The organism is Acinetobacter sp. TAC-1, assembly GCF_029025845.1.
In the GTDB taxonomy this organism is placed as follows: Bacteria; Pseudomonadota; Gammaproteobacteria; order Pseudomonadales; family Moraxellaceae; genus Acinetobacter; species Acinetobacter guillouiae.
This window is the reverse complement of sequence record NZ_CP118892.1, coordinates 2,526,406-2,546,433: the sequence shown is the minus strand read 5'-3', so window position 1 is coordinate 2,546,433 and position 20,028 is coordinate 2,526,406. Positions and strand designations below refer to the sequence as shown.

The window sequence follows — 20,028 nt, the reverse complement described above, 5'->3', positions numbered from 1 at the left end:
ATTGCATTAAAACAAAAATGAGGAAAAGCGTATGACTGTAAAAAGAATCATAAGTAATATTAAAGCTTTAGATTTAGCCAGTGCCCAAGCTTTTTATGGTGATTTTTTAGCGATGGACTTGGTGATGGATCATGGTTGGATCAAAACATTTGCCAGTCAGGAAATGATGCATCCACAAATCAGTATTGCTTCGGAAGGGGGAAATAAAACAGATGTACCCGATTTTTCAATCGAGGTCGACAATGTGGATGAACTTTATGAAAAAGCCAAAAAATTAGATTTAAACATTCTCTATCCCTTAACCAATGAAGACTGGGGTGTTAGGCGATTCTATGTCAAAGATCCATTTGGAAAGGTTGTAAATATTTTACAACATATTGAATATTAAAAATTAATGAATTAAGTAGGATTTTTAAATGCAGTGGAATAAATTGGTTCCAGAATTGATCGTCACCGATTTGAAGAGAAGTTATCAGTTTTGGGTGGAAATATTGGGTTTTTCTGTAATGTATCAACGGACTGAAGAAAAATTTATCTATGTGGAACTTGATGGTGTTCAGTTTATGTTGGAGCAACAACAACAAGGACAATGGTTAACAGGAGCATTGGCCTACCCATTGGGAAGAGGGATTAACTTTCAGTTTGAAGTAGACCAACTCGACAGTATTTTAAATCGTTTGGATGTCGCACAATGGCCGCTGTTTGAAGCGTTAGAAGAACGTTGGTACCGTGCAGAAAATATAGAGCATGGACAAAGGCAATTTTTAGTTCAAGATCCAGATGGTTATTTATTACGGATTGTTGAGGTGATTGGAGAAAGGGCAATAACGTTAGATTAAATAAGGTTGGCTTAAATAAGCTAAGGTTATAGGGACTTTAATTGAGGTACAGCGATGCACATCAGATCTTTTCAAAATCATGACCGAGCACCATTGAGTGAACTTTTTTTAAATACCAGAAAATTAAGTTGGCCGTGGTTAGATTCTTCAAAATGGGGGCTGAGTGATTTTGAAAAATATACCGAAAATGAAATGATTTTAGTGGCTGAAAAAGACCAAGAATATTTGGGATTTGCATCTATTTACCTGCAAGAGAACTTTTTACATCATCTATTTATTGCCCCAAATGCTCAAAATCAGGGTATAGGGACAGCATTGCTACACGCAGCAGAACAACTGTTTACGGATACAGGCTATCTCAAATGTTTATCTGAAAATAAACAAGCTCTGTCTTTTTATTTAGGTCATGGCTGGGAAGCAATCAGCACTGGAGAAAGTGAAGAAGGTGGATATATTTTGATGTCAAAGGCAAAACTTATTCAGTAAAACTATTGATCCATTCTATAATTATTTCGACGACTTCATCAGGCTGTTTAATCCATGCACTATGTTGATTGCCTTGGGTTTTATGGGTTAAATCCAGCGTGTTTATTTGTGGGTTTTTAAAATAACCACTTAGGCCAAGCATTGAAGACATTGGTGCAAAATCATCGCCATTTAAATAGACAAATAAGGCAGCGTTATTCACCGCGTTTTCTTGCCCAATAATATGTGCATAATTTCCTGTAAAGATAACTTTAGACCAATCACGCATTAAGGATTTTGTCTCTTTATTCCCAAAAGCAATTTTATAGCCTGCAAAATAACCATCTTTTAAAATCATGGCGTTGATCACTGAGACTGCTTTTAAAATATTGATTTTACCTTTTAAGTCCCAATTTTTTAAACCGATATTGCCTGTGGCAACACCAATGACTTTGTTTGCATGATTTTGTGCATAAAGTGTTGCTAAATGTCCACCTAAACTATGTCCAAATAAGATTGGAACTTGTTGGTTTAGTTCTAAGGCTAGCTTTTCCAGTTGAGGAATAAAGTCATTGAGTAAATCAGCATAACCATAATCAATCTTTGCTGAAACAGGCGGAGTATTACGCCCACAATGAGGATAATCAGCCACAATAACATTCAAGCCACTTTGGCTTAAAGCGGTAATAAGCACCTCGTATTTACTGATTGCTATGCCTAGCGCAGCCAGCAAAATAACACTATGGCTGTTTTCAGGGTTTGAATAAATATCGACTACAATTGGATATTGCCCAAAATCAATATTCTTTTGGGTAAAAGAGGTATTTTTCATGATTTAGTCCTTAAAAATATTCATTTGAATCATGTTTGAAAGTCCGAGTTTGTGCATTAAAGCAGTCCGTGATTGAGGGTTTCTTTTTGCTTCAATTGAGATAAGTTTACGCATTTCTGAATTAAAATGTACCCGTGGATATTGGTTTAAAATTTGGTTTTTAAAACTGTTTGAAAATAAGTAGAGATCAGTCCCAATGACATCACAGGAAGTGGCTTTTTGTAGTAATAGCACTTCTTTAGAAAGACTGTGATCACTTTCATCTAAACTGCCATTCATATGTAAACAAATCGCATTTGAAATATTAACCATTTTGTCTTCGGGATAATGGTGTTTGCTGCAGAGTGTTTCAGCTCTTAAGGCACTTTCAAAGCTAAAACATTGACATGCATATTGATCCAAATGATTAACCAGTCCTAAATCATGCATCAAACATGAAATAACAAGACTCTCTTGATCAAATTGCCATTGTTTGGAGTGGGCGATAGCAACAGCCCAAAAATAGCTCCGCCAAGAATGATTGATGATCGCTTGTGAAGCCGTTTGTTTTAATTCGTTCATCGCTTCTTTGACAATTGCTGTGTCAGGAATCTGAAAATTATCCAGTGTAAATGAAGTTGAATCATGATTCGCTTTTAGAAAAGTTTTGCCATAGTTCAGTGTGGCAGGAATGAGAACTTGTTTGATAAGCTGAGTTTTTTCTTTAAAGCTAAGTTTTCCATTACTTGTATTCATCCACGCTCGTGATCCAATCATGACCAATGCGTCCTTTTGTTAATTTTAGAGTAATTACTCTAAATTATTATGCATAGATCATTTAGCAAGACAAGACCGTTTTCTTTGAATTTGTTTGAATAGTCTTTTATGCCAAAAACGAGAATTAAAATGAAAAGGTTTGTTTCCTTATCATCAAATTTTTTCATAAATCAAACAGCGCTCAAGTGAACTTATTAATATTGGTATTGAACGTTGCTTCTCCTTTTGGACGAAAGTTAGGATGAGGTTTTTATGTTGATTTAGGTCTTAAAAAGGACTGATGAACGAAACCTATTTTTCTTAGACATTTAAGTTGATAGATTTATAGACAATGTCATTGAATAGTCTGCGTGTGTATATTGATCATCATAAATTTTAAGTAAGGGTATAATGCCTTAAAAGTATTTCTTAATAAAAGCAGTTAAATTACAAAATAGTCTGATTATTTTAAGCATAAGTTGGGAGCGAATAAAAAAATACTCTAAACTTGGCGACTTGCCAATATTTCCTATTTCTTATCATAAAGATATCAGACGTGAATTTTGCAGATACTCATTACTTTATTTTGATTGTACCGATCTGCCTGATATTAATGGGCAGTTTACTTTTGATCTGCCATTATTTTTTTAAAGCACCTACTTATTTATTTTGGTTGGGTCTTGGATATATCGTGCCGTCTTTTGCTTTAGCTGCACAAAGTTTTATGTCTAACCAACAATTAACATTCTCTGCCCCTGTTGTTGGTGGTTTATACCTATTTGGTGCATGGGCCAGCGCCTATACTATGGCATTGAGAAAGAAAGCCAGTGCGCACACTTTAGTGGCTTTCATTTTGATCCTTATCACAATATGTCTGCTGGTCTATTATTCTTTTGTTGATGAACAGCTATGGATGCGAATGCTAATTTTAAACCTGAGCATTGCCACAGTTGAATCCTTAGTTTTAGTATCTATTTTTAAAGATGATAAGCAAAGTGATTGGTTAAATAAGCTGGTCGATTATTCTTACCTTTTTATTGTTTTATATACTTTTGTCCGTGTCATTATTATTTTCTTTTTTTTGAAAAATATTGAAGCCAGTATGCTTGTAAATTCAGTATGGTGGTTAATGATGCTTGCTGCCAGTATTATCCTGAGCATGTGGTTTGCGATCGTACTTTTAGGGACATTAGTACGAGACATTATTTTGAAATTAAATGATGAACGTTCTAGAGATCCATTAACGCATTTACTCAATCGCCGTGGCTTTTATGATGCAGCTAAAATCAATTTAATCGATTTGCCAGAAAAACAATATTTTTTGCTGATGTGTGATGTCGATCATTTTAAGAAAATTAATGATACCCATGGGCATCTGGTCGGTGATCAGATTTTGCAAAGCGTAGGTCGTCTTGTCAGTCAGCATGTCGGTGAAAAGGGCTTAGTGGGGCGTTTTGGTGGTGAAGAGTTTATTGTTTTATTACAAGTTGAAGATCTCGATTATGCCTATAAAATTGCTGAGCGTATGCGGACTGCTATTGAAACTGAGCAATTTTTAACTCAATCCATCTTATTGACAGCCAGCTTTGGCTTAACACAAGTGAGACATCGTAATTTAGCGAGTGGTATAGAAGCTGCTGACAAACTTTTGTATGTTGCCAAACGTAGAGGGCGCAACTGTATTGCGCAAGATTCATCAATCGAACTTATGTGAATTTAACTTTGTCATAATGCTAAAATATCATAAAAACCCAGTAAAATAGTTTAGAAAGCATCAACTTCCTGTCATACTACAGCACTACAAAATGGATACTTTTAAATCGAGGTAAAAAACGTGATTTCAGTGGGTATTGTCGGTGGAACAGGTTATACAGGCGTTGAATTGTTGCGTCTTTTACTACGACATCCAAATGTTCAAGTGAATGTACTGACATCACGTACCGAAGATGGTCGCCGTGTAGATGATATGTTTCCAAGCTTACGTGGGCACACCGAGCTTAAGTATTCAGATTTAAACATTGATGAATTAAAAAAATGTGATGTTGTGTTTTTTGCGACCCCGCATGGGGTGGCAATGCAGCATGCACAACAACTTTTGGCAGCAAATAGCAAAGTTATCGATTTAGCCGCTGATTTTCGCTTGCAGAATTTAGCACAGTTTGAAAAATGGTATGGGATGCAGCATGCCTGCCCAGAGATACTGAAAGACTCTGTTTATGGTTTATCTGAACTTAATCGTGAACAAATTAAAAATGCCAATGTTGTCGGTAACCCGGGTTGTTACCCAACAACTGTTCAGTTGGGATTAGCGCCACTTTTTAAGCAAGCTGAAACATTGGTTAAACCAGAAAGTATTATCATTGATGCGAAATCGGGTGTATCAGGTGCAGGGCGTAAAGCTAGTCTAGGCATGATTTATTCTGAAAATGCAGATAATTTTAAAGCCTATGGCGTTGCTGGACATCGTCATCATCCTGAAATTGTAGAAGCATTAGAAAATATTTCGGGTCAAAAAAATGTATTTGATCAGATTCTTTTTGTGCCGCATTTGGTTCCGATGATTCGTGGTATGTTTAGTACAATCTATGTTGATTTGACAGAGCAAGGTGCAGCAGCAGATTTACAAAGTCTTTATGAAAAATTTTATGCAAATGAAATATTTGTAGACGTAATGCCTGCAAATAGTTCACCAGAAACACGTTCTGTACGTGGTGCAAACCAACTCAGAATTGCACTGTATAAACCGCATCCGAACAAGTTAATAGTTTTGTCTGTTCAAGACAATTTAGTCAAAGGTGCGGCAGGACAGGCTGTACAAAATATGAACTTAATGTTTGGTTTTGCTGAAGATGCTGGTTTACAAGGTATCGGATTATTACCATAAAAAACGCTTTATGGCTTCACACACATATAACTTTGCGGTTAAATGTGTGTTTTGATTCTATCAATAATACTTAGAGATGATGATGCAGAACACAGAAACAAATACCGCGTCACAACCAGCTCAAGCACCGAAAAAGCCTTTTTTAAAAGGGAATATGCCTTTGGTGATCGGTGGGGTTGTATTATGTGCTGGCAGTGTACTTTTAGGTTATACGGTTGGACATCGCCAAGGGCTAACGGTAGTCGGTTTTGATGCAGATGCAGAACAGTTGGTAGAAGTTGTGAAGCAACAAAAAACAACGCTGGCTAATTTAAATAAAAGCTTAAATGCTGCTGTACAGGAACGAGATGTGGCTGTTTCGAACTCTAACGATCTGTTAGAGTCATTGAACAAAGCCAATGCTGAAAAATCACAAGTTGATGTGATGAGTGCGATTTATCGTGAAGTGTTAAAACAACGTGGCGGTTTGAGTTTAACCATTCAAAATTTGGCCGTTAAGCCATTACCAGAAAACGCTTATGAATATCAGCTTGATCTTATTCAAGTTAGTCCAAGACGTGCGACGGGTTCTGTTGAAATTCGTTTGATTAGCGGTACTGAGGTGTTAACAGTGCCAATGGCAGATGCGAATTATAATTTTACTGATTATGAGCGCTTAACTGGACGTTGGACCATGCCTAAGGGCTTTAATCCACAATTTATCGAAATCCGCCTAAATGGTGCCACGCCAGTGGTTAAACGGTTTAGTTGGTCACGTGGGCAAGCTGTAGACAGTGCAGCAGCGTTTGCTGCAGAGGTTCCTCAAGCTGCGGCTAATTCTCAATAAATCATAAGTATTTTGAAAAATATGCGAACTAATAAACGTCAAATGAGTTTAAATGAAGTGAAATCATCATTCCGTGATTCAGGATTTATAGATTGGCACTTGAGTATTCGTATAAGTAATTCAGAAGATCCAAACCATCCAGACCATGATCAAGCAGATGTTGCAGTACAAACTGCACCACCTGAAGTGAAGCGACCACCGATGTATTCTGTCGTTTTATTGAACGATGATTACACTCCGATGGACTTTGTTATTGAAATTTTACAACAATACTTTGCTTTGAATCTTGACCAAGCCACTCAAGTAATGTTAACAGTACATTATGAAGGAAAAGGTGAAGCTGGTGTTTATCCAAGAGACATTGCGGAGACTAAAGCCAACCAAGTTAATAACTACGCTCGATCTCAAGGTCATCCATTGCTTTGTCAGATTGAGCCAAAAGAATAAGGGGGTTTCATGCTCAGTCGTCAATTAGAAGTTTCACTCCGTTTGGCTGTTAGCATGGCTCGTCAAAAGAGACATGAGTTTCTTACGGTTGAACATTTATTATTGGCTTTACTTGATAACGATTCAGCGGTAAATGCCTTAAAAGCATGCGGTGCTGAAATTATCAGTTTGCGTAAAGAGTTAGAGGAGTATGTAGAACAACATACCCCTAAACTAGGAGAAAACAACGACCAAGCCCCTCATCCAACTGAAAGTTTTGACCGTATCTTACAACGTGCAATTTTCCACGTTCAGTCAAGTGGCGGTGATCGCACAGTAGAGGGTGCAGATGTACTGGTAGCGATGTACTCTGAGCGAGATTCTTTTGCCGTTTATTTGCTAAAACGACATCAAATCAATCGTTTGACTTTAACCCAATATTTGTCACACGGTGCGCGTAAAGAAGAAATTCAAGTTGAAGAAGAATCTGATGATTTAGAAGGTGAATCAAATGCTTCAGCAAATGCTGGACCACTTGAACTTTATACTTTGAATTTGAATATTGAAGCGCAAAAAGGCAAAACTGATCCTTTAATCGGGCGTGAAAAAGAAATTGAACGAACTGCTCAAATTCTTTGCCGTCGCCGTAAAAACAACCCATTGCTTGTAGGTGATCCTGGTGTGGGTAAAACATCGATTGCTGAAGGTCTGGCCTGGTTGATTGTGAATGGTAAAGCACCTAAGCCACTTGCGACTGCTGAAGTGTTTAGTTTAGACATCGGCGCATTGGTTGCAGGTACAAAATACCGTGGTGACTTTGAAAAACGCTTGAAACAGCTTCTCAATGCTTTGAAAAAGAAACCAGAAGCAATTTTATTTATTGATGAAATTCATATGATCATTGGTGCTGGCTCAAGTATGGGCAGTACCATGGACGCATCGAATTTAATTAAACCTGCGTTGGCGAATGGTAGTTTACGTTGTATTGGTTCAACCACTTTCCAAGAATATCGCCAAGTATTTGAAAAAGATCATGCACTATCACGTCGTTTCCAAAAAATTGATGTGAATGAGCCTTCTATTTCAGAAACAATTGATATTTTGCGTGGTTTGAAAAGCAAGTTTGAAGATTTCCATCATGTTAAATATGAAGATACTGCGCTAGTTTCAGCGGTTGAGTTGTCTGCTAAGTTTATTAATGATCGTTTCTTGCCAGATAAGGCGATTGATGTGATTGATGAAGCTGGTGCACAACGTCGTTTAAAAGCTGAACAAGATGATACTTTGATTACAGTTGAAAATATCGAAGATATTATTTCGAAGATTGCACGTATCCCGCCAAAAACAGTATCTAAAGATGATAAATCGGTACTTGAATATCTAGAGCGTGATCTTAAACGTGTGGTATTTGGTCAAGATGAAGCGATTACAGCTTTGGCTTCTGCGATTAAACTGTCACGTGCAGGTTTGAAAGCACCAGATAAACCAGTAGGTAGTTTTGTTTTTGCAGGGCCTACAGGTGTTGGTAAAACAGAAGTGACCAAACAATTGGCAAAATTGCTGGGTGTAGAGCTTGTTCGTTTCGATATGTCTGAATATATGGAGCGTCATGCTGTTTCTCGTTTGATTGGTGCGCCTCCAGGTTATGTTGGTTATGATCAAGGTGGTTTACTGACTGACGCGATTCATAAGAATCCGCACTGTGTCTTGTTATTAGATGAAATTGAAAAAGCACATCCAGATGTCTTTAACTTGTTATTACAAGTCATGGATCATGGTGCTTTAACCGATAACAATGGACGTAAGTCTGATTTCCGTAATGTGATTATTGTATTGACTACCAATATCGGTGCTGAAAGTATTTCTCGTAACAGTATCGGTTTTACTGAGCAAGACAATAGTAATGACAATCAAGAAGCGATGAAACGTGCATTTGCACCAGAGTTCCGCAATCGTTTAGATGGTGTCATTCAGTTTAAAGCATTGCCTACCACAGTGATTGAGTCTGTTGTTGATAAATTCTTAACCGAACTCCAAGCGCAGTTAGATGATAAAAAAGTGGTACTGGAAGTTGATCAATCTGCTCGCGATTGGATGGCTGAGAATGGCTATGACCGTTTAATGGGTGCTCGCCCAATGCAACGTTTGATTCAAGAACATTTGAAGAAACCACTTGCTGAGATGATTCTATTTGGTGAGCTTGCAGATCATGGTGGTAACGTTGCTGTCTCTGTGAAGAAAGAAAATGGTAAGGCGGTAGGGCTTACATTAGAAGTCTTTGAAGATCAGACTGCTGAACCAGCATAGTTGTGAATGAGCTTTAAAATAACCCGCATTGATTGCGGGTTATTTTTTGAATTAGACGCTTATAAAATATCAATTTTCTTTAACCAAGCTAGGAATAATGCTGGCCATTGTGTTGTTTCAGTATTGGCTTTGCCTAAGCCCCAACCATGTCCACCATTTTTGAAAAGATGTAATTCATAAGTGATCTTGTGTTGCTGCAAAGCGGTTTGCATATTGAGACTATTCTGAACAGGTGAAATCGGATCATCAATGGCGTGGGCTAAAAAGGTTGGAGGTGTATTCTGTTTGACTTGTAAATCTACTGAAAACAAGATTTGTTTGGCTAAATCATGTTTTGATCCAAATAAGCTTTTATAAGCATGGGTATGATCTAGCGGCGCTTGCATACTAATGATTGGGTAGAGTAGCGCCACAAAATTAGGCCGAGCGGAAATTTGATCAATCGGATCATTTAAACTCGAAAATTGTTGTTGCCATTGTGTCGCAACGATTCCAGCTAAATGCCCACCTGCGGAGAAACCCAGTACACCAATTTTGTCTGGATCAATGTTGAATTGATGTGCATGATAACGAATGATACGCAGGGCTCTTTGGCCATCTTGAAAGGGCGCAAGCAGATTATTGCCATCCTGATTAGGTAAGCGGTAGATTAATTCAAATACGGTAAATCCCTGTTCTTGTAAAAACTGTGCAGTTGGCGTGCTTTCTTTCGCCAATTCCTCTCTGGCATAACCCCCACCACTAATAACTAAAATAGCGATGTGATTGCTCTGTTTGGGGGAATATACGCGCAGTTGAGGAGAGGTGATATGCTCAATAGCACCATGCTTATTTATCGTATATTGTTCACTGGATGGTGCCAGTGTCGCGCTATTGGGCCACAGGGGAAGACTCAGTGTTGCTGCATCTACATTTTGGCTAAGCCAGAGGAAAATGAAGAAATTAAACACGAAATGATTTATTTTCATCCATAAAAAACCAAAAAATGTAGATGCTGATATTTTATCCTATTTTAAACAAGGCAAATTCATCAACATATTTTAAAAATGTATGCTTTTGTGGATGAGGCAAACAACAACTACAATTTATAGATAAAAGCTTAGTTGTTTTAGTATGCTCAAAATTTTATTGCTTAGCTCGCGTGAAAATCACATATACTCTAACTTCATGATTATTCTTTGAGTATCAATGGACATTGCATTTACTAAAATTTTAACTACGATTTTATTATTTCTTGTCACAGCTGTTGCAGAAATTTTAGGTTGTTATTTTCCTTATTTGATTCTGAATCAAAATAAAAGCCATTGGTTATGGATACCTACCGTTTTAAGTTTGGCGGTATTTGTTTGGCTATTAACCTTGCACCCGGCTGCTTCAGGGCGTATTTATGCCGCATATGGCGGTATCTATATCTTTAGTGCACTGATGTGGCTGAAATTTGTCGATCAAGTTAGCTTAACTCGCTGGGATTTGTTTGGTGGATGTATTGTAATCATTGGGGCTTTGGTGATTATTCTGCAACCGCAAGGTTTGATTCGTTAAGTCTCCAACAGCATTATTGTAAAGTATCTTGTGTTGTTTCAAGTTGATTGATCTTACATACTTTGGGAATTGCTTTACGATATGCAGCATAATCCTGTTTATATTGTTTAAACCATTTCTGATATTCAGGATTTAGCCTTAAATTGGCAAGATTGGGTTCATTTTCAAATGAGGATGGTTCTGTATTGTTCTCATCAGAAAATTCTAATTGTTTTAAGTAGGACAATGCTCGAACCGTTTGACCAAGCAGCGCATAGAATTCAGCGAGGAATTCCTTTTCTCGCTGAGTTTGCTTACGATTCTTATTCACCACAGCTTCAATTTTAGCCTGATTATCACGTAACCATTTTTCAGCAAGTTTCGGGTCTTCCTGATTGAGATATTTAAAATACTGTTGCGCTAAAATAATAAAATTTCCTGCATCGAAAGCTTGATTGGGATCAGATAAATAGTGAAATAAAGTCTTTTTAAGTATATTGATGAGGCGTTTTTGCTCATTCTGATCACGATGATATTTCTGTAACAGCATCAGTTTGTCACTGAGTACAGCATAATAATTTTTCTCATACTCCTCATTGTCTGGTTGCAACTTCATTAAGGTCTCAAATAGTTGTTCAGCCTTTAGCAAATAGTTTAGACGTGGTGTTGGGTCTATGTTTTTCCGATAATACACCGACATTTGCGCGTAGAATAACCCTAAATTATTGATTGCGATTGTATCTTTAGGATCACGTTTTTTTAACGCAAAATACGCCTGCTCAGTAAGTTCTTGAAAAGGCTGAGAGAGCGTGGTGCAGTGTTGTTCAAGCAAATATTCAGCGTATCCAGAAGTCAGAATCGCATAGTTGTGTAAATAGACAGAATCGTTATATTCAATGTCTTTGGCTTTTAACAGTTTTTGCACATTGGGTTGGGCTTTCTGGATTTGAGCCTTAATCTGTGGCTCAAGTTTGGCAAGATTTTTGGTTGCTAATACTTGATCCGTTAAATCTTCTATGGTTTGAATCTCATCATCGTTGATATCTGCATAGCTAATTGAAGCGTTGAGTGATAATAAAAAAATTAGAATTTTAATTTTCATTGTTGATTCTGCGTTTATCTATTCTTTGAAATAATTGTATACAAGCCAAGGAAAAACTTCAAAGTTGTTCTATTGGAATTAAAAAAGCATCCAGTAAACTGAATGCTTTTTCTTTCTTAGCGGTCATCCATGACTATTGAATAGGTGGATGCTGTAATTGGTTTAACTCTTTTTTACTGAAACCTCTAGAGATAAGTACCTTTTTAATCCCAGTAATTACATCCTGATCTGTCGCTTTCATCAACGCTGATAAAAGTTGATCATTGGATTTACAAGAGCAATCATTTTCAACACATGCAATTTGATTTTTATGTTCATTTTGCAATGTATCTTCAGCCGTAAACAGCTTTTGCCAAAAACTCATAGAGCCTTCATACACAACCTAACATAGTTCGAAATATAGCCGTTTTTTAATAAAATACAAGATCTGAGCGAAATAGATGGTCGAGTTATAGGCTGATTTTTTCGATGATTTGATATGTTTTAAACGGTTTGTTAAAAGGCCATGTTTTAAATGATTTATAACTTAATGATATATCAATAAATAATTTAAAGAAGTAGCTGCCATGCTAATTTACATGGCAGTCTAATCTTGTAATAAATTGTTTAAATTTTTTCGAGAAGAACCCCAGATTCTACATGATGGGTGTAGGGGAATTGATCAAACATCGCAAATTTCACAATTTTATGGGTTTTAAGCAAGGTTTTTAAATTATCATGTAATGTGTCTGGATTGCATGAAATATAAAGAATACGTTGAAAACCTTGCAATAGCATTAAGGTATCGTCATCAATCCCTGCACGTGGTGGATCAACAAAAACTGTATCAAACTCATAGCCCTGAATGTCTATTTCTGCTTCTTGTAAACGACGGAATTCACGTTCTCCGTTATAGGCCTGAGTAAACTCTTCTGCTGACAGGCGTGCAACTTGAATATTGTCGATCTGATTTTGTTGAATATTCCACTGCGCCGCATAGACCGAAGATTTCGCTAATTCAGTTGCCAAAACACGGTTAAAACTCAAGGATAAGGGAAGGGTAAAGTTACCATTACCACAGTACAATTCGAGTAGGTCTTTATTTTCTCCCTCTACTGACTGACAAGCCCATTGCAACATTTTTTGGCAAACTTGTGCATTCGGTTGAGTAAAGCTACTTTCAATTTGCTTATATTGAAATTTACGCTCAAAAACTTGTAATTCTTCTACAACAAATTCATCGGTTAAGACAACTTTTTGTCCGCGACTGCGACCAATGATTTTAACATTCAGCTTTTCAGCCAATTGTTTTGCTAAAACTTCCCATTCTTCACTCAGTGGCGCACGGTAAATCAATGAAACCAGCATTTCGCCCTTGAGCGTTGCTAGAAAATGCACTTCAAAAAGCCGTTTTGATAAGATTGAATTGGCTTTTAGCTCAGCCAATAAAACTGGCATAAGTTGATTTATACTTTGATCTGCGATCGGAAATTCATCGATACGAGCAACAGTTTTTTGTTGATTTTCATCTCGTTCAAACATGGCATAGAACATATCATCTTCAGTATGCCAAATTCGGAATTCTGCACGCATACGGAAGTTTTGTTCAGGTGAAGCAAATACTTCTAAGGAAGGTGGATTAAATTCTGCGAATTGAGTTTGGATTCGTTCAATTTTGGCATCAAGCTGTTGTTGATAAGATGAAGTCATATAAATCAGAAAAACATTGGAATTAAGCAGTAGCGATGGTATCAAAAATAGCACCAGATGGACACCAGATTGCAGTCCATCTTTGTCAATTTATTTAGATCGGCTTGTCTATTGAAATAATCCTAGGATTCTTTAATCAAAGTGACGATGAAGATAAGTTACTCAACACTTACTTAAGTGTTTAACCAAATAGTCAATAAAGACTCTTACCGCAGGGAGTAAGCCTCGGCGAGAAGGGTAAACAGCGTGAAAGATCCCGTGCGGTGCTTTCCATTCAGGTAAGACACGAACCAATTCGCCTGTGGCGACAAAATCATTAGCAATCGTATCTGGAAGTAAGGCAATACCACAATTTTGACTGGCTAATTTTGCCAGCATCATTAAATCCGACCCCATGAGTATCGGGTTAACTTTAATTTTTTTCTGTTGATTTTCACTATCATGTAACACCATTTGTTGATCTAAGTGCTCATCAACCATACTTAAAATTCGGTGTTCAGATAAATCTTCTGGTTTTTTGAGCATACCAAATTCATTTAAATAGGCTTGGCTTGCAAGAAGGTGCTGTTCAATATGTCCAAACTTTCTCAGCACTAAGCTCGGGTCATCGTCCAGATTTGCGCGCACACGCAAGGCAACATCAAAACCTTCATTGATGATATCTACTCGACGATTACTGACTAAAAGTTGTACTCTGATTTCAGGATAAGTTTTTAAAAAGTCAGGAAGGATTTTGGACAATTCACTTTGCGCAACGGTCACAGGTACACTGACTTTAATCACACCACGTGGTTGTTCACTGAGATGATCGACCAGATCATGCGCAGATTGTGCTGCATTCATCATCACTTGGGCATGGCGGTAAATATTCATACCAATGTCTGTAACTGCGAAATGACGTGAACTTCGTTGAATTAAACGAACTCCTAATTTTTCTTCTAAATTATATACACGGCGACTGAGCTTGGATTTAGGAATATCCGTTGCACGTTCAGCCGCACTAAATCCCCCATGCTCTACAACCAAACCAAAGCAGTAAAAGTCATCCAAATCAGTGAGCATAAATACATTCCATAATTGCAACAATGACGCACTATTAAACTTAATTGTTGCATCAAGTCAACTTGTTAATTGTGAAAATTTTCTAAGATTAGGCATTGCCTGTCATGAGAATATTTTGAACTTGCTTATATTCTTCTAATCTTAAAAGGTCTTTAGTGGTCGGATGTGGAATACGGGTGATATCCATGTTATCAGCAACATCTGCCAGTTTTACCACACGTGCAATTGGATTTTTTACTGCACGGTAGGCGGCTTCGATTCTAGATTCACCTTCTTTTTTGGTCAAGGCAACAACGGCATCGACAATTTCTTGACTAAAGCCAAGTGAGATTAAATCGACCACAGTGGTGTCGGTATCTTCCAAGATGTCGTGTAATACAGCAACAATCTGTTGATTGGGTGTTTTAACTTTGAACATCAACCTCAGAGGGTGAAAAATATAAGGCTGTTGTGCTTTATCTTTTTGGCCTGCGTGTTTACGAGCTGCTAAAGCAATCGCTTTTTCAATCGTTGACATAATATCCTTAGCTTTGTTTCGTGTATTTATAAAATATGAAAAGCAGTTTTAGATTTATCTAAAACGAGTGTTTAATTTCCCTAACTCGTTTAAAATACAATTTTATTCTGTTCCAAAGCGTATGCCATTTCAACTGATCACTTTAGAAAATTCTCAAGAAAATGTTACATGCCCACATTGCCAACATGCGGTCATTGATTGGAATGAAGAACAATATCTACAACCGTGTATACATACCTTGTTTATTGCGATGGATTTGGGCTTTGAATATATTTCAGATGAATTTGAAGCGACCATGCATCGTAGCGTCGATGAAATCCATGCTCATGATGATCAGGGACTGCATATTTTCAATGAATTATCTGAGAGTAATTATCCTCATTACCTGATTTATAAAACAAGCTTAGGTGTTGTAGGGGATCAAGATTTTTATCGTTATATTGGATTTAGCGCTTAAATTTTAAGATCTGTAGCCATTCGGTTTAAACACTGCTCAATTGAATAATGTGTTTCTTTTAGCCTATTCTTATTAAAATGCTGAAGGGCATTAAAAATAGCGGAGTAGGCTTATATTTTCTGTTGTAGGCTCTGTTTCTTTCATCTCCTACAAGCTGAGTTTTATCATCACAATATAGAAATTAAGCTATATTCTATAAATCTTGAATAAGCTATTGTTTAACTCGAATTCGCGTTATTTTAAAAAAGTACTTTGTGAACGCTCAACTTCAGTCAATAACCATTCAACAAATTTAGCAATGAGGGGTGTTTGCTGTTGTTCTGCATAGACAAAATAATAGGCACGTGAACCTTTTAGCTTAATTTCTGAGGCGATAATTAAATCACCTGAGCGCAGTTCTTTTTCCAGTAGTTTTTGTGGAATAAGCGCAACCCCCATATGATGTATGGCTGCCACCGCAAGCATCGAAAATAATTCATGCCGTTGTCCTTCTAATGCAAAAGGATGCTCATAACCAGAAACTTCAAACCACTCTTTCCAAATATAGGGGCGTGTGGTTTGTTGGAGTAAGGGCAGCGTGGCAATCTCTTCCGCCGTTAAGCTTCGACGTAAATCTCCGGAAGGCCCTCTTAGCTCTGGAAAATGCTTAAAAATTAACTCAGCAGAACACACAGGAACAACATCTTCATTCATTAAATAGTGGACTTTTGCACCCGGCCAATTTTCAATTTGTGCAGGTGTACCTGTATATATTGCTGCATCAAAAATATGCTCACTGAATAAAAAGGGTTTGGTACTGGTCTCTAAATGAATGGTAATTTCAGGGTATATTTCATTGAACTTATACAGTCGGGGTAACAGCCAGCGTGTTGCAAATGTCGGTACAACCCCCAATTTTAGCGTACCGCCTAAACCTTTATGGCTCATTAAATCGAGAGTGCTTTGCTCAATACCCAATAAATGAGCTTTGATGTTTTTATAATAATGTTCACCCGCTTGTGTTAATTCAACGCCATGCCGTGTTCTGTTAAATAGATTGAGTCCTAAAAAATCTTCGAGTTGTTGTACTTGGCGAGATATCGCACTTTGAGTAAGATGCAGCTCTTGTGCAGCAAAGGTATAGCTTAGATGCTTGGCAGCCGCTTCAAAACATATCAATGATTGTAATGAGGGAATCATTCTACGCATATTCATTCCTTGAATATCAAAGTTTAATTAAGACTAAATTTAATCTATTCATATCTAGCAAAAAGAACTTAAAGCAAAGCAGTTGTATGTAATGAATCTTCCATCAAACCACTTGGTTTTACCTCAAAAGAAAATTTATAAGAGGATGTAAAGATGATAAAAATCTGTTAAAAAGCCTCGTTTAATACCCGCATAATTGAACCGTAGTCATTGAGCGAGCCATATTATAAAAACACAAGATATGCGTAAATGGAATATCTGAGTGAGAATTAATCGTTTGAAAGTATGAATTTTCACACCTAACATCACTACTAAGACAACAAGATATGTTCAGCAAAGGATGCTATGAATCAAATGGTTAATTCTACAAAAACGGCACGTGTTCAATTTAACTGGCAAGATCCATTTTTATTGGAACAGCAACTCAGTTCTGAAGAACGCATGATTCGTGATGCTGCTTATGCCTATTCACAAGACAAACTGATGCCAAGAGTTTTGGAACAATTCCGCCATGAAAAAACAGATGCTTCTATTTTTCGTGAAATGGGTGAGTTAGGTTTGCTGGGGCCGACAATCCCTGAAGAATACGGTGGTGCAGGTCTAAACTATGTCAGTTACGGTCTTATTGCCCGTGAAATTGAACGCGTAGATTCTGGTTATCGTTCAATGGCAAGTGTACAAAGCTCATTGGTGATGGTGCCTATCAATGAATTTGGTTCTGAAGAGCAAAAACAAAAGTACTTACCTAAATTAGCTACTGGCGAGTTTATTGGATGTTTCGGTTTAACAGAACCTGATCATGGTTCAGATCCAGGCAGTATGATCACCCGTGCCAAAAAGGTCGAAGGTGGTTATCGTCTGACTGGCGCAAAAATGTGGATTACCAATAGTCCAATCGCTGATGTATTTGTGGTCTGGGCCAAAGAAGTTTCTGCTGAAGGTAATGTCGGTGAAATTCGTGGTTTTATCCTAGAAAAAGGTTGGGAAGGACTCTCTGCGCCTGCGATTCATGGCAAAGTCGGTTTGCGTGCCTCGATTACCGGTGAAATTGTGATGGACAATGTTTTTGTTCCTGAAGAAAATGCATTTCCTGAAATTCGTGGTTTGCGTGGACCATTTACTTGTTTAAATAGTGCACGTTACGGTATTGCATGGGGCGCGATGGGGGCGGCAGAGTTTTGCTGGCACACTGCACATCAATATACGATGGATCGTAAACAATTTGGACGCCCATTGGCTGCGAATCAATTGGTGCAAAAGAAACTTGCAGATATGCAAACTGAAATTGCTTTAGGGCTGCAAATCGCATTACGTTTTGGTCGTATGAAAGATGAAGGCATTGCTTCTGTTGAAGGCACTTCACTGATTAAACGCAACAATTGTGGTAAAGCTTTAGATATTGCGCGTGTTGCTCGAGACATGATGGGTGGCAATGGCATCAGTGATGAATTCGGTGTCGCTCGCCATCTGGTCAATCTAGAAGTAGTCAACACCTATGAAGGTACCCATGATGTACATGCCTTAATTCTCGGGCGTGCACAAACTGGTATTGCTGCCTTTAGTAACTAAAATCAACTGTTTTAAAACAGGGATGCTTAAATCTAGCATCCCTTGTAGGATTTTTTGCCTTAAATTTTATAAAAACTAAGGTAAAAATAAATCAATGATAAAAGGATTCATCGTGAAAAATATCTGATTATTCTTTTAACTCTCATACTTAACTCTAGATTGATGCAATAAAAATAACAAAGAAATAAGTAGAGAGAAAGATAAAAAGTGACCGATGACTCATTTGGGAAAATGAGGTAGAGGAAAAATGAACAATGATGTTCGATCAGTTACAACTTCAACAAAATTATCCATGCCATCCAATATTGGAACCTTTGAAAAAATAGGCCCAAATACTTGGAAATGGGCACTTTTATTCGCCTATTTCGCTATGGTCGTCGATGGCGTGGATATCATGTTGTTGTCCTATAGCTTAACCAGTTTAAAAGGTGAGTTTGCATTATCTACTTTTCAGGCTGGCGCCTTAGGCAGTGCCTCTCTGGCAGGTATGGGGATTGGTGGAATTTTAGGGGGATGGGCATGTGATAAGTTTGGCCGCGTACGTACCATTGCCAATTCTGTATCGTTTTTCTCAGTTGCAACATGTTTGTTAGGCTTTACCCAAAGTTTTGAACAATTTATGGCATTACGATTTATTGGTGCGCTAGGGATTGGGGCGCTTTATATGGCATGCAATACCCTTATGGCTGAATATGTTCCTACAACGTATCGGACTACGGTATTGGGTACATTACAAACCGGGCAAACCGTTGGATATATTGTTGCTACATTATTAGCAGGTGCGATTATTCCTGATCATGGTTGGAGAGTCTTGTTTTTTATCACGGTTATTCCAGCATTTATCAATATTTTCTTGCAACGCTTTGTACCTGAACCAAAGTCTTGGCAGCTCAACAAAATCAATCAGCTTCAAGGCAAGAAACCAGTTGAAGCTACAGTTCCCGAGAAACCGAAAAGTGGCAGTATTTATAAACAAATTTTTGCCAACTTTAAGCACCGTAAAATGTTTTTATTGTGGATGACTACGGCCTTTTTCTTACAATTTGGTTACTACGGAATCAACAATTGGATGCCGAGTTATCTAGAAACAGAAGTGCATATGAACTTTAAAAACATGACCAGCTATATGGTGGGTTCATATACAGCAATGATTTTAGGCAAGATCTTAGCGGGATATTTGGCAGATAAATTTAATCGTCGTGCAGTATTTGTGTTCGGTACTATAGCCAGCGCTGTCTTCTTACCTGTGATTATTATTTTTAATACACCAGACAATATTTTGTACTTATTGATCACTTTTGGTTTCTTATATGGCATCCCTTATGGTGTAAATGCGACCTATATGGCGGAATCATTTTCTACCGATGTTCGAGGTACAGCAATTGGTGGTGTATATAACATTGGGCGAGTAGGTGCAGCTATTGCCCCAGCAACCATTGGTTTCCTTGCTTCGGGCGGAACATTTATGACGGCATTTATCGTGATGGGCGCAGCTTACTTTGTTGCAGGGGTACTGCCTGGCTTATTTATTAAAGATCGTCAATATGACCCACAACAACAATAGTCAACGCTTGTTTAAACAGATTCAGTAAATCGTAAAATTGAGGAG

At 37.6% G+C, this 20,028-nt stretch carries 21 protein-coding genes; 12 read left to right on the top strand and 9 right to left on the bottom strand.

Annotation, left to right across the window (positions count from 1 at the left end; translation table 11 throughout):
• The first annotated feature begins 31 nt into the window (after window positions 1-31).
• The 3 genes from PYV58_RS11960 to PYV58_RS11950 are packed head-to-tail and all read left to right on the top strand — an operon-like array spanning window position 32 to window position 1,325.
• Window positions 32-388 carry a VOC family protein gene (locus tag PYV58_RS11960; protein WP_034610251.1) on the top strand — a complete coding sequence of 119 codons (357 nt, stop codon included), beginning with the start codon at window positions 32-34 and terminating at the stop codon, window positions 386-388.
• A gap of 28 nt (window positions 389-416) precedes the next feature.
• Window positions 417-839, top strand: coding sequence for a VOC family protein (locus tag PYV58_RS11955; protein ID WP_034610255.1), 423 nt, complete (start codon window positions 417-419; stop codon window positions 837-839).
• 54 nt (window positions 840-893) lie between these two features.
• Window positions 894-1,325: a GNAT family N-acetyltransferase gene (locus tag PYV58_RS11950; RefSeq protein ID WP_034610258.1), complete on the top strand. Its 432-nt coding sequence runs from the start codon at window positions 894-896 to the stop codon at window positions 1,323-1,325.
• On the opposite strand, the gene PYV58_RS11945 is transcribed toward PYV58_RS11950, so the two are convergent.
• Together PYV58_RS11945 and PYV58_RS11940 are read right to left on the bottom strand one after the other, a co-directional pair.
• The gene (locus tag PYV58_RS11945) at window positions 1,315-2,136 is read right to left on the bottom strand and encodes an alpha/beta fold hydrolase (protein WP_034610260.1); all 822 of its coding nucleotides are present in this window, start codon (window positions 2,134-2,136) and stop codon (window positions 1,315-1,317) included. The genes PYV58_RS11950 and PYV58_RS11945 overlap by 11 nt on opposite strands.
• A 3-nt stretch (window positions 2,137-2,139) precedes the next feature.
• Window positions 2,140-2,892: an HD domain-containing protein gene (locus tag PYV58_RS11940; protein WP_034610263.1), complete on the bottom strand. Its 753-nt coding sequence runs from the start codon at window positions 2,890-2,892 to the stop codon at window positions 2,140-2,142.
• A gap of 592 nt (window positions 2,893-3,484) precedes the next feature.
• Here PYV58_RS11940 and PYV58_RS11935 point away from each other — a divergent pair.
• The 5 genes from PYV58_RS11935 (at window position 3,485) to clpA (ending at window position 9,314) form a co-directional block, all read left to right on the top strand.
• Complete coding sequence (locus PYV58_RS11935; RefSeq protein WP_034610270.1) at window positions 3,485-4,585, top strand: GGDEF domain-containing protein; 1,101 nt, start codon at window positions 3,485-3,487, stop codon at window positions 4,583-4,585.
• 120 nt (window positions 4,586-4,705) lie between these two features.
• Window positions 4,706-5,755, top strand: coding sequence for an N-acetyl-gamma-glutamyl-phosphate reductase (argC, locus tag PYV58_RS11930; protein WP_034610273.1), 1,050 nt, complete (start codon window positions 4,706-4,708; stop codon window positions 5,753-5,755).
• An 82-nt stretch (window positions 5,756-5,837) separates the two neighbouring features.
• Complete coding sequence (locus PYV58_RS11925) at window positions 5,838-6,581, top strand: DUF6776 family protein (RefSeq protein ID WP_004720739.1); 744 nt, start codon at window positions 5,838-5,840, stop codon at window positions 6,579-6,581.
• Window positions 6,582-6,602: 21 nt separating this feature from the next.
• Window positions 6,603-7,028 carry an ATP-dependent Clp protease adapter ClpS gene (clpS, locus tag PYV58_RS11920; RefSeq protein ID WP_004720737.1) on the top strand — a complete coding sequence of 142 codons (426 nt, stop codon included), beginning with the start codon at window positions 6,603-6,605 and terminating at the stop codon, window positions 7,026-7,028.
• A 9-nt stretch (window positions 7,029-7,037) separates the two neighbouring features.
• The gene (clpA, locus tag PYV58_RS11915; protein WP_004720735.1) at window positions 7,038-9,314 is read left to right on the top strand and encodes an ATP-dependent Clp protease ATP-binding subunit ClpA; all 2,277 of its coding nucleotides are present in this window, start codon (window positions 7,038-7,040) and stop codon (window positions 9,312-9,314) included.
• A gap of 59 nt (window positions 9,315-9,373) precedes the next feature.
• Here clpA and PYV58_RS11910 read toward each other — a convergent pair whose 3' ends face one another.
• Window positions 9,374-10,282 carry an alpha/beta hydrolase gene (locus tag PYV58_RS11910; protein WP_034610280.1) on the bottom strand — a complete coding sequence of 303 codons (909 nt, stop codon included), beginning with the start codon at window positions 10,280-10,282 and terminating at the stop codon, window positions 9,374-9,376.
• Window positions 10,283-10,502: 220 nt separating this feature from the next.
• Between PYV58_RS11910 and PYV58_RS11905 the strand changes: the two genes are divergently transcribed.
• Window positions 10,503-10,856, top strand: coding sequence for a YnfA family protein (locus PYV58_RS11905; protein WP_004720731.1), 354 nt, complete (start codon window positions 10,503-10,505; stop codon window positions 10,854-10,856).
• A gap of 13 nt (window positions 10,857-10,869) precedes the next feature.
• Here the strand turns inward: PYV58_RS11905 and PYV58_RS11900 are convergent, their stop codons facing one another.
• From PYV58_RS11900 to PYV58_RS11880, 5 genes are all read right to left on the bottom strand, one after another.
• The gene (locus PYV58_RS11900) at window positions 10,870-11,937 is read right to left on the bottom strand and encodes a hypothetical protein (RefSeq protein ID WP_275059531.1); all 1,068 of its coding nucleotides are present in this window, start codon (window positions 11,935-11,937) and stop codon (window positions 10,870-10,872) included.
• A 133-nt stretch (window positions 11,938-12,070) separates the two neighbouring features.
• A complete protein-coding gene (locus tag PYV58_RS11895) occupies window positions 12,071-12,301 on the bottom strand; it encodes a hypothetical protein (RefSeq protein WP_004720727.1) in 231 nt (76 codons plus the stop codon).
• Window positions 12,302-12,543: 242 nt separating this feature from the next.
• Complete coding sequence (gene trmA / locus PYV58_RS11890) at window positions 12,544-13,626, bottom strand: tRNA (uridine(54)-C5)-methyltransferase TrmA (protein ID WP_034610293.1); 1,083 nt, start codon at window positions 13,624-13,626, stop codon at window positions 12,544-12,546.
• A 162-nt stretch (window positions 13,627-13,788) separates the two neighbouring features.
• Complete coding sequence (locus PYV58_RS11885; RefSeq protein ID WP_004821316.1) at window positions 13,789-14,688, bottom strand: LysR family transcriptional regulator; 900 nt, start codon at window positions 14,686-14,688, stop codon at window positions 13,789-13,791.
• An 88-nt stretch (window positions 14,689-14,776) separates the two neighbouring features.
• A complete protein-coding gene (locus tag PYV58_RS11880; RefSeq protein ID WP_004720720.1) occupies window positions 14,777-15,205 on the bottom strand; it encodes an HD domain-containing protein in 429 nt (142 codons plus the stop codon).
• Window positions 15,206-15,326: 121 nt separating this feature from the next.
• Between PYV58_RS11880 and PYV58_RS11875 the strand changes: the two genes are divergently transcribed.
• The gene (locus PYV58_RS11875; RefSeq protein WP_034610294.1) at window positions 15,327-15,662 is read left to right on the top strand and encodes a hypothetical protein; all 336 of its coding nucleotides are present in this window, start codon (window positions 15,327-15,329) and stop codon (window positions 15,660-15,662) included.
• A 234-nt stretch (window positions 15,663-15,896) separates the two neighbouring features.
• On the opposite strand, the gene PYV58_RS11870 is transcribed toward PYV58_RS11875, so the two are convergent.
• Window positions 15,897-16,850 carry a LysR substrate-binding domain-containing protein gene (locus PYV58_RS11870; protein ID WP_034610295.1) on the bottom strand — a complete coding sequence of 318 codons (954 nt, stop codon included), beginning with the start codon at window positions 16,848-16,850 and terminating at the stop codon, window positions 15,897-15,899.
• Between the two features lie 345 nt (window positions 16,851-17,195).
• Here PYV58_RS11870 and PYV58_RS11865 point away from each other — a divergent pair, with 345 nt between their 5' ends.
• Entirely contained in the window at window positions 17,196-18,419 is a 1,224-nt protein-coding gene (locus tag PYV58_RS11865) for an acyl-CoA dehydrogenase (RefSeq protein ID WP_004821319.1), read from the top strand.
• A gap of 247 nt (window positions 18,420-18,666) precedes the next feature.
• Window positions 18,667-19,983, top strand: a complete 1,317-nt coding sequence (locus tag PYV58_RS11860; RefSeq protein WP_275059530.1) for an MFS transporter — start codon at window positions 18,667-18,669, stop codon at window positions 19,981-19,983.
• Window positions 19,984-20,028 lie beyond the last annotated feature (45 nt).

Bases quoted from the DNA above. Each gene is read 5' to 3' on its own strand.
- PYV58_RS11860 (WP_275059530.1), top strand. From the start codon at position 18,667: ATGAACAATGATGTTCGATCAGTTACAACTTCAACAAAATTATCCATG.
- PYV58_RS11945 (WP_034610260.1), bottom strand. From the start codon at position 2,136: ATGAAAAATACCTCTTTTACCCAAAAGAATATTGATTTTGGGCAATAT.
- PYV58_RS11940 (WP_034610263.1), bottom strand. From the start codon at position 2,892: ATGATTGGATCACGAGCGTGGATGAATACAAGTAATGGAAAACTTAGC.
- PYV58_RS11900 (WP_275059531.1), bottom strand. From the start codon at position 11,937: ATGAAAATTAAAATTCTAATTTTTTTATTATCACTCAACGCTTCAATT.
- PYV58_RS11910 (WP_034610280.1), bottom strand. From the start codon at position 10,282: ATGAAAATAAATCATTTCGTGTTTAATTTCTTCATTTTCCTCTGGCTT.
- PYV58_RS11895 (WP_004720727.1), bottom strand. From the start codon at position 12,301: ATGAGTTTTTGGCAAAAGCTGTTTACGGCTGAAGATACATTGCAAAAT.
- PYV58_RS11925 (WP_004720739.1), top strand. From the start codon at position 5,838: ATGCAGAACACAGAAACAAATACCGCGTCACAACCAGCTCAAGCACCG.
- PYV58_RS11875 (WP_034610294.1), top strand. From the start codon at position 15,327: ATGCCATTTCAACTGATCACTTTAGAAAATTCTCAAGAAAATGTTACA.
- PYV58_RS11885 (WP_004821316.1), bottom strand. From the start codon at position 14,688: ATGCTCACTGATTTGGATGACTTTTACTGCTTTGGTTTGGTTGTAGAG.
- PYV58_RS11905 (WP_004720731.1), top strand. From the start codon at position 10,503: ATGGACATTGCATTTACTAAAATTTTAACTACGATTTTATTATTTCTT.
- clpS (WP_004720737.1), top strand. From the start codon at position 6,603: ATGCGAACTAATAAACGTCAAATGAGTTTAAATGAAGTGAAATCATCA.
- PYV58_RS11950 (WP_034610258.1), top strand. From the start codon at position 894: ATGCACATCAGATCTTTTCAAAATCATGACCGAGCACCATTGAGTGAA.
- PYV58_RS11870 (WP_034610295.1), bottom strand. From the start codon at position 16,850: ATGCGTAGAATGATTCCCTCATTACAATCATTGATATGTTTTGAAGCG.
- PYV58_RS11880 (WP_004720720.1), bottom strand. From the start codon at position 15,205: ATGTCAACGATTGAAAAAGCGATTGCTTTAGCAGCTCGTAAACACGCA.
- trmA (WP_034610293.1), bottom strand. From the start codon at position 13,626: ATGACTTCATCTTATCAACAACAGCTTGATGCCAAAATTGAACGAATC.
- PYV58_RS11955 (WP_034610255.1), top strand. From the start codon at position 417: ATGCAGTGGAATAAATTGGTTCCAGAATTGATCGTCACCGATTTGAAG.
- PYV58_RS11960 (WP_034610251.1), top strand. From the start codon at position 32: ATGACTGTAAAAAGAATCATAAGTAATATTAAAGCTTTAGATTTAGCC.
- PYV58_RS11935 (WP_034610270.1), top strand. From the start codon at position 3,485: ATGGGCAGTTTACTTTTGATCTGCCATTATTTTTTTAAAGCACCTACT.
- PYV58_RS11865 (WP_004821319.1), top strand. From the start codon at position 17,196: ATGAATCAAATGGTTAATTCTACAAAAACGGCACGTGTTCAATTTAAC.
- clpA (WP_004720735.1), top strand. From the start codon at position 7,038: ATGCTCAGTCGTCAATTAGAAGTTTCACTCCGTTTGGCTGTTAGCATG.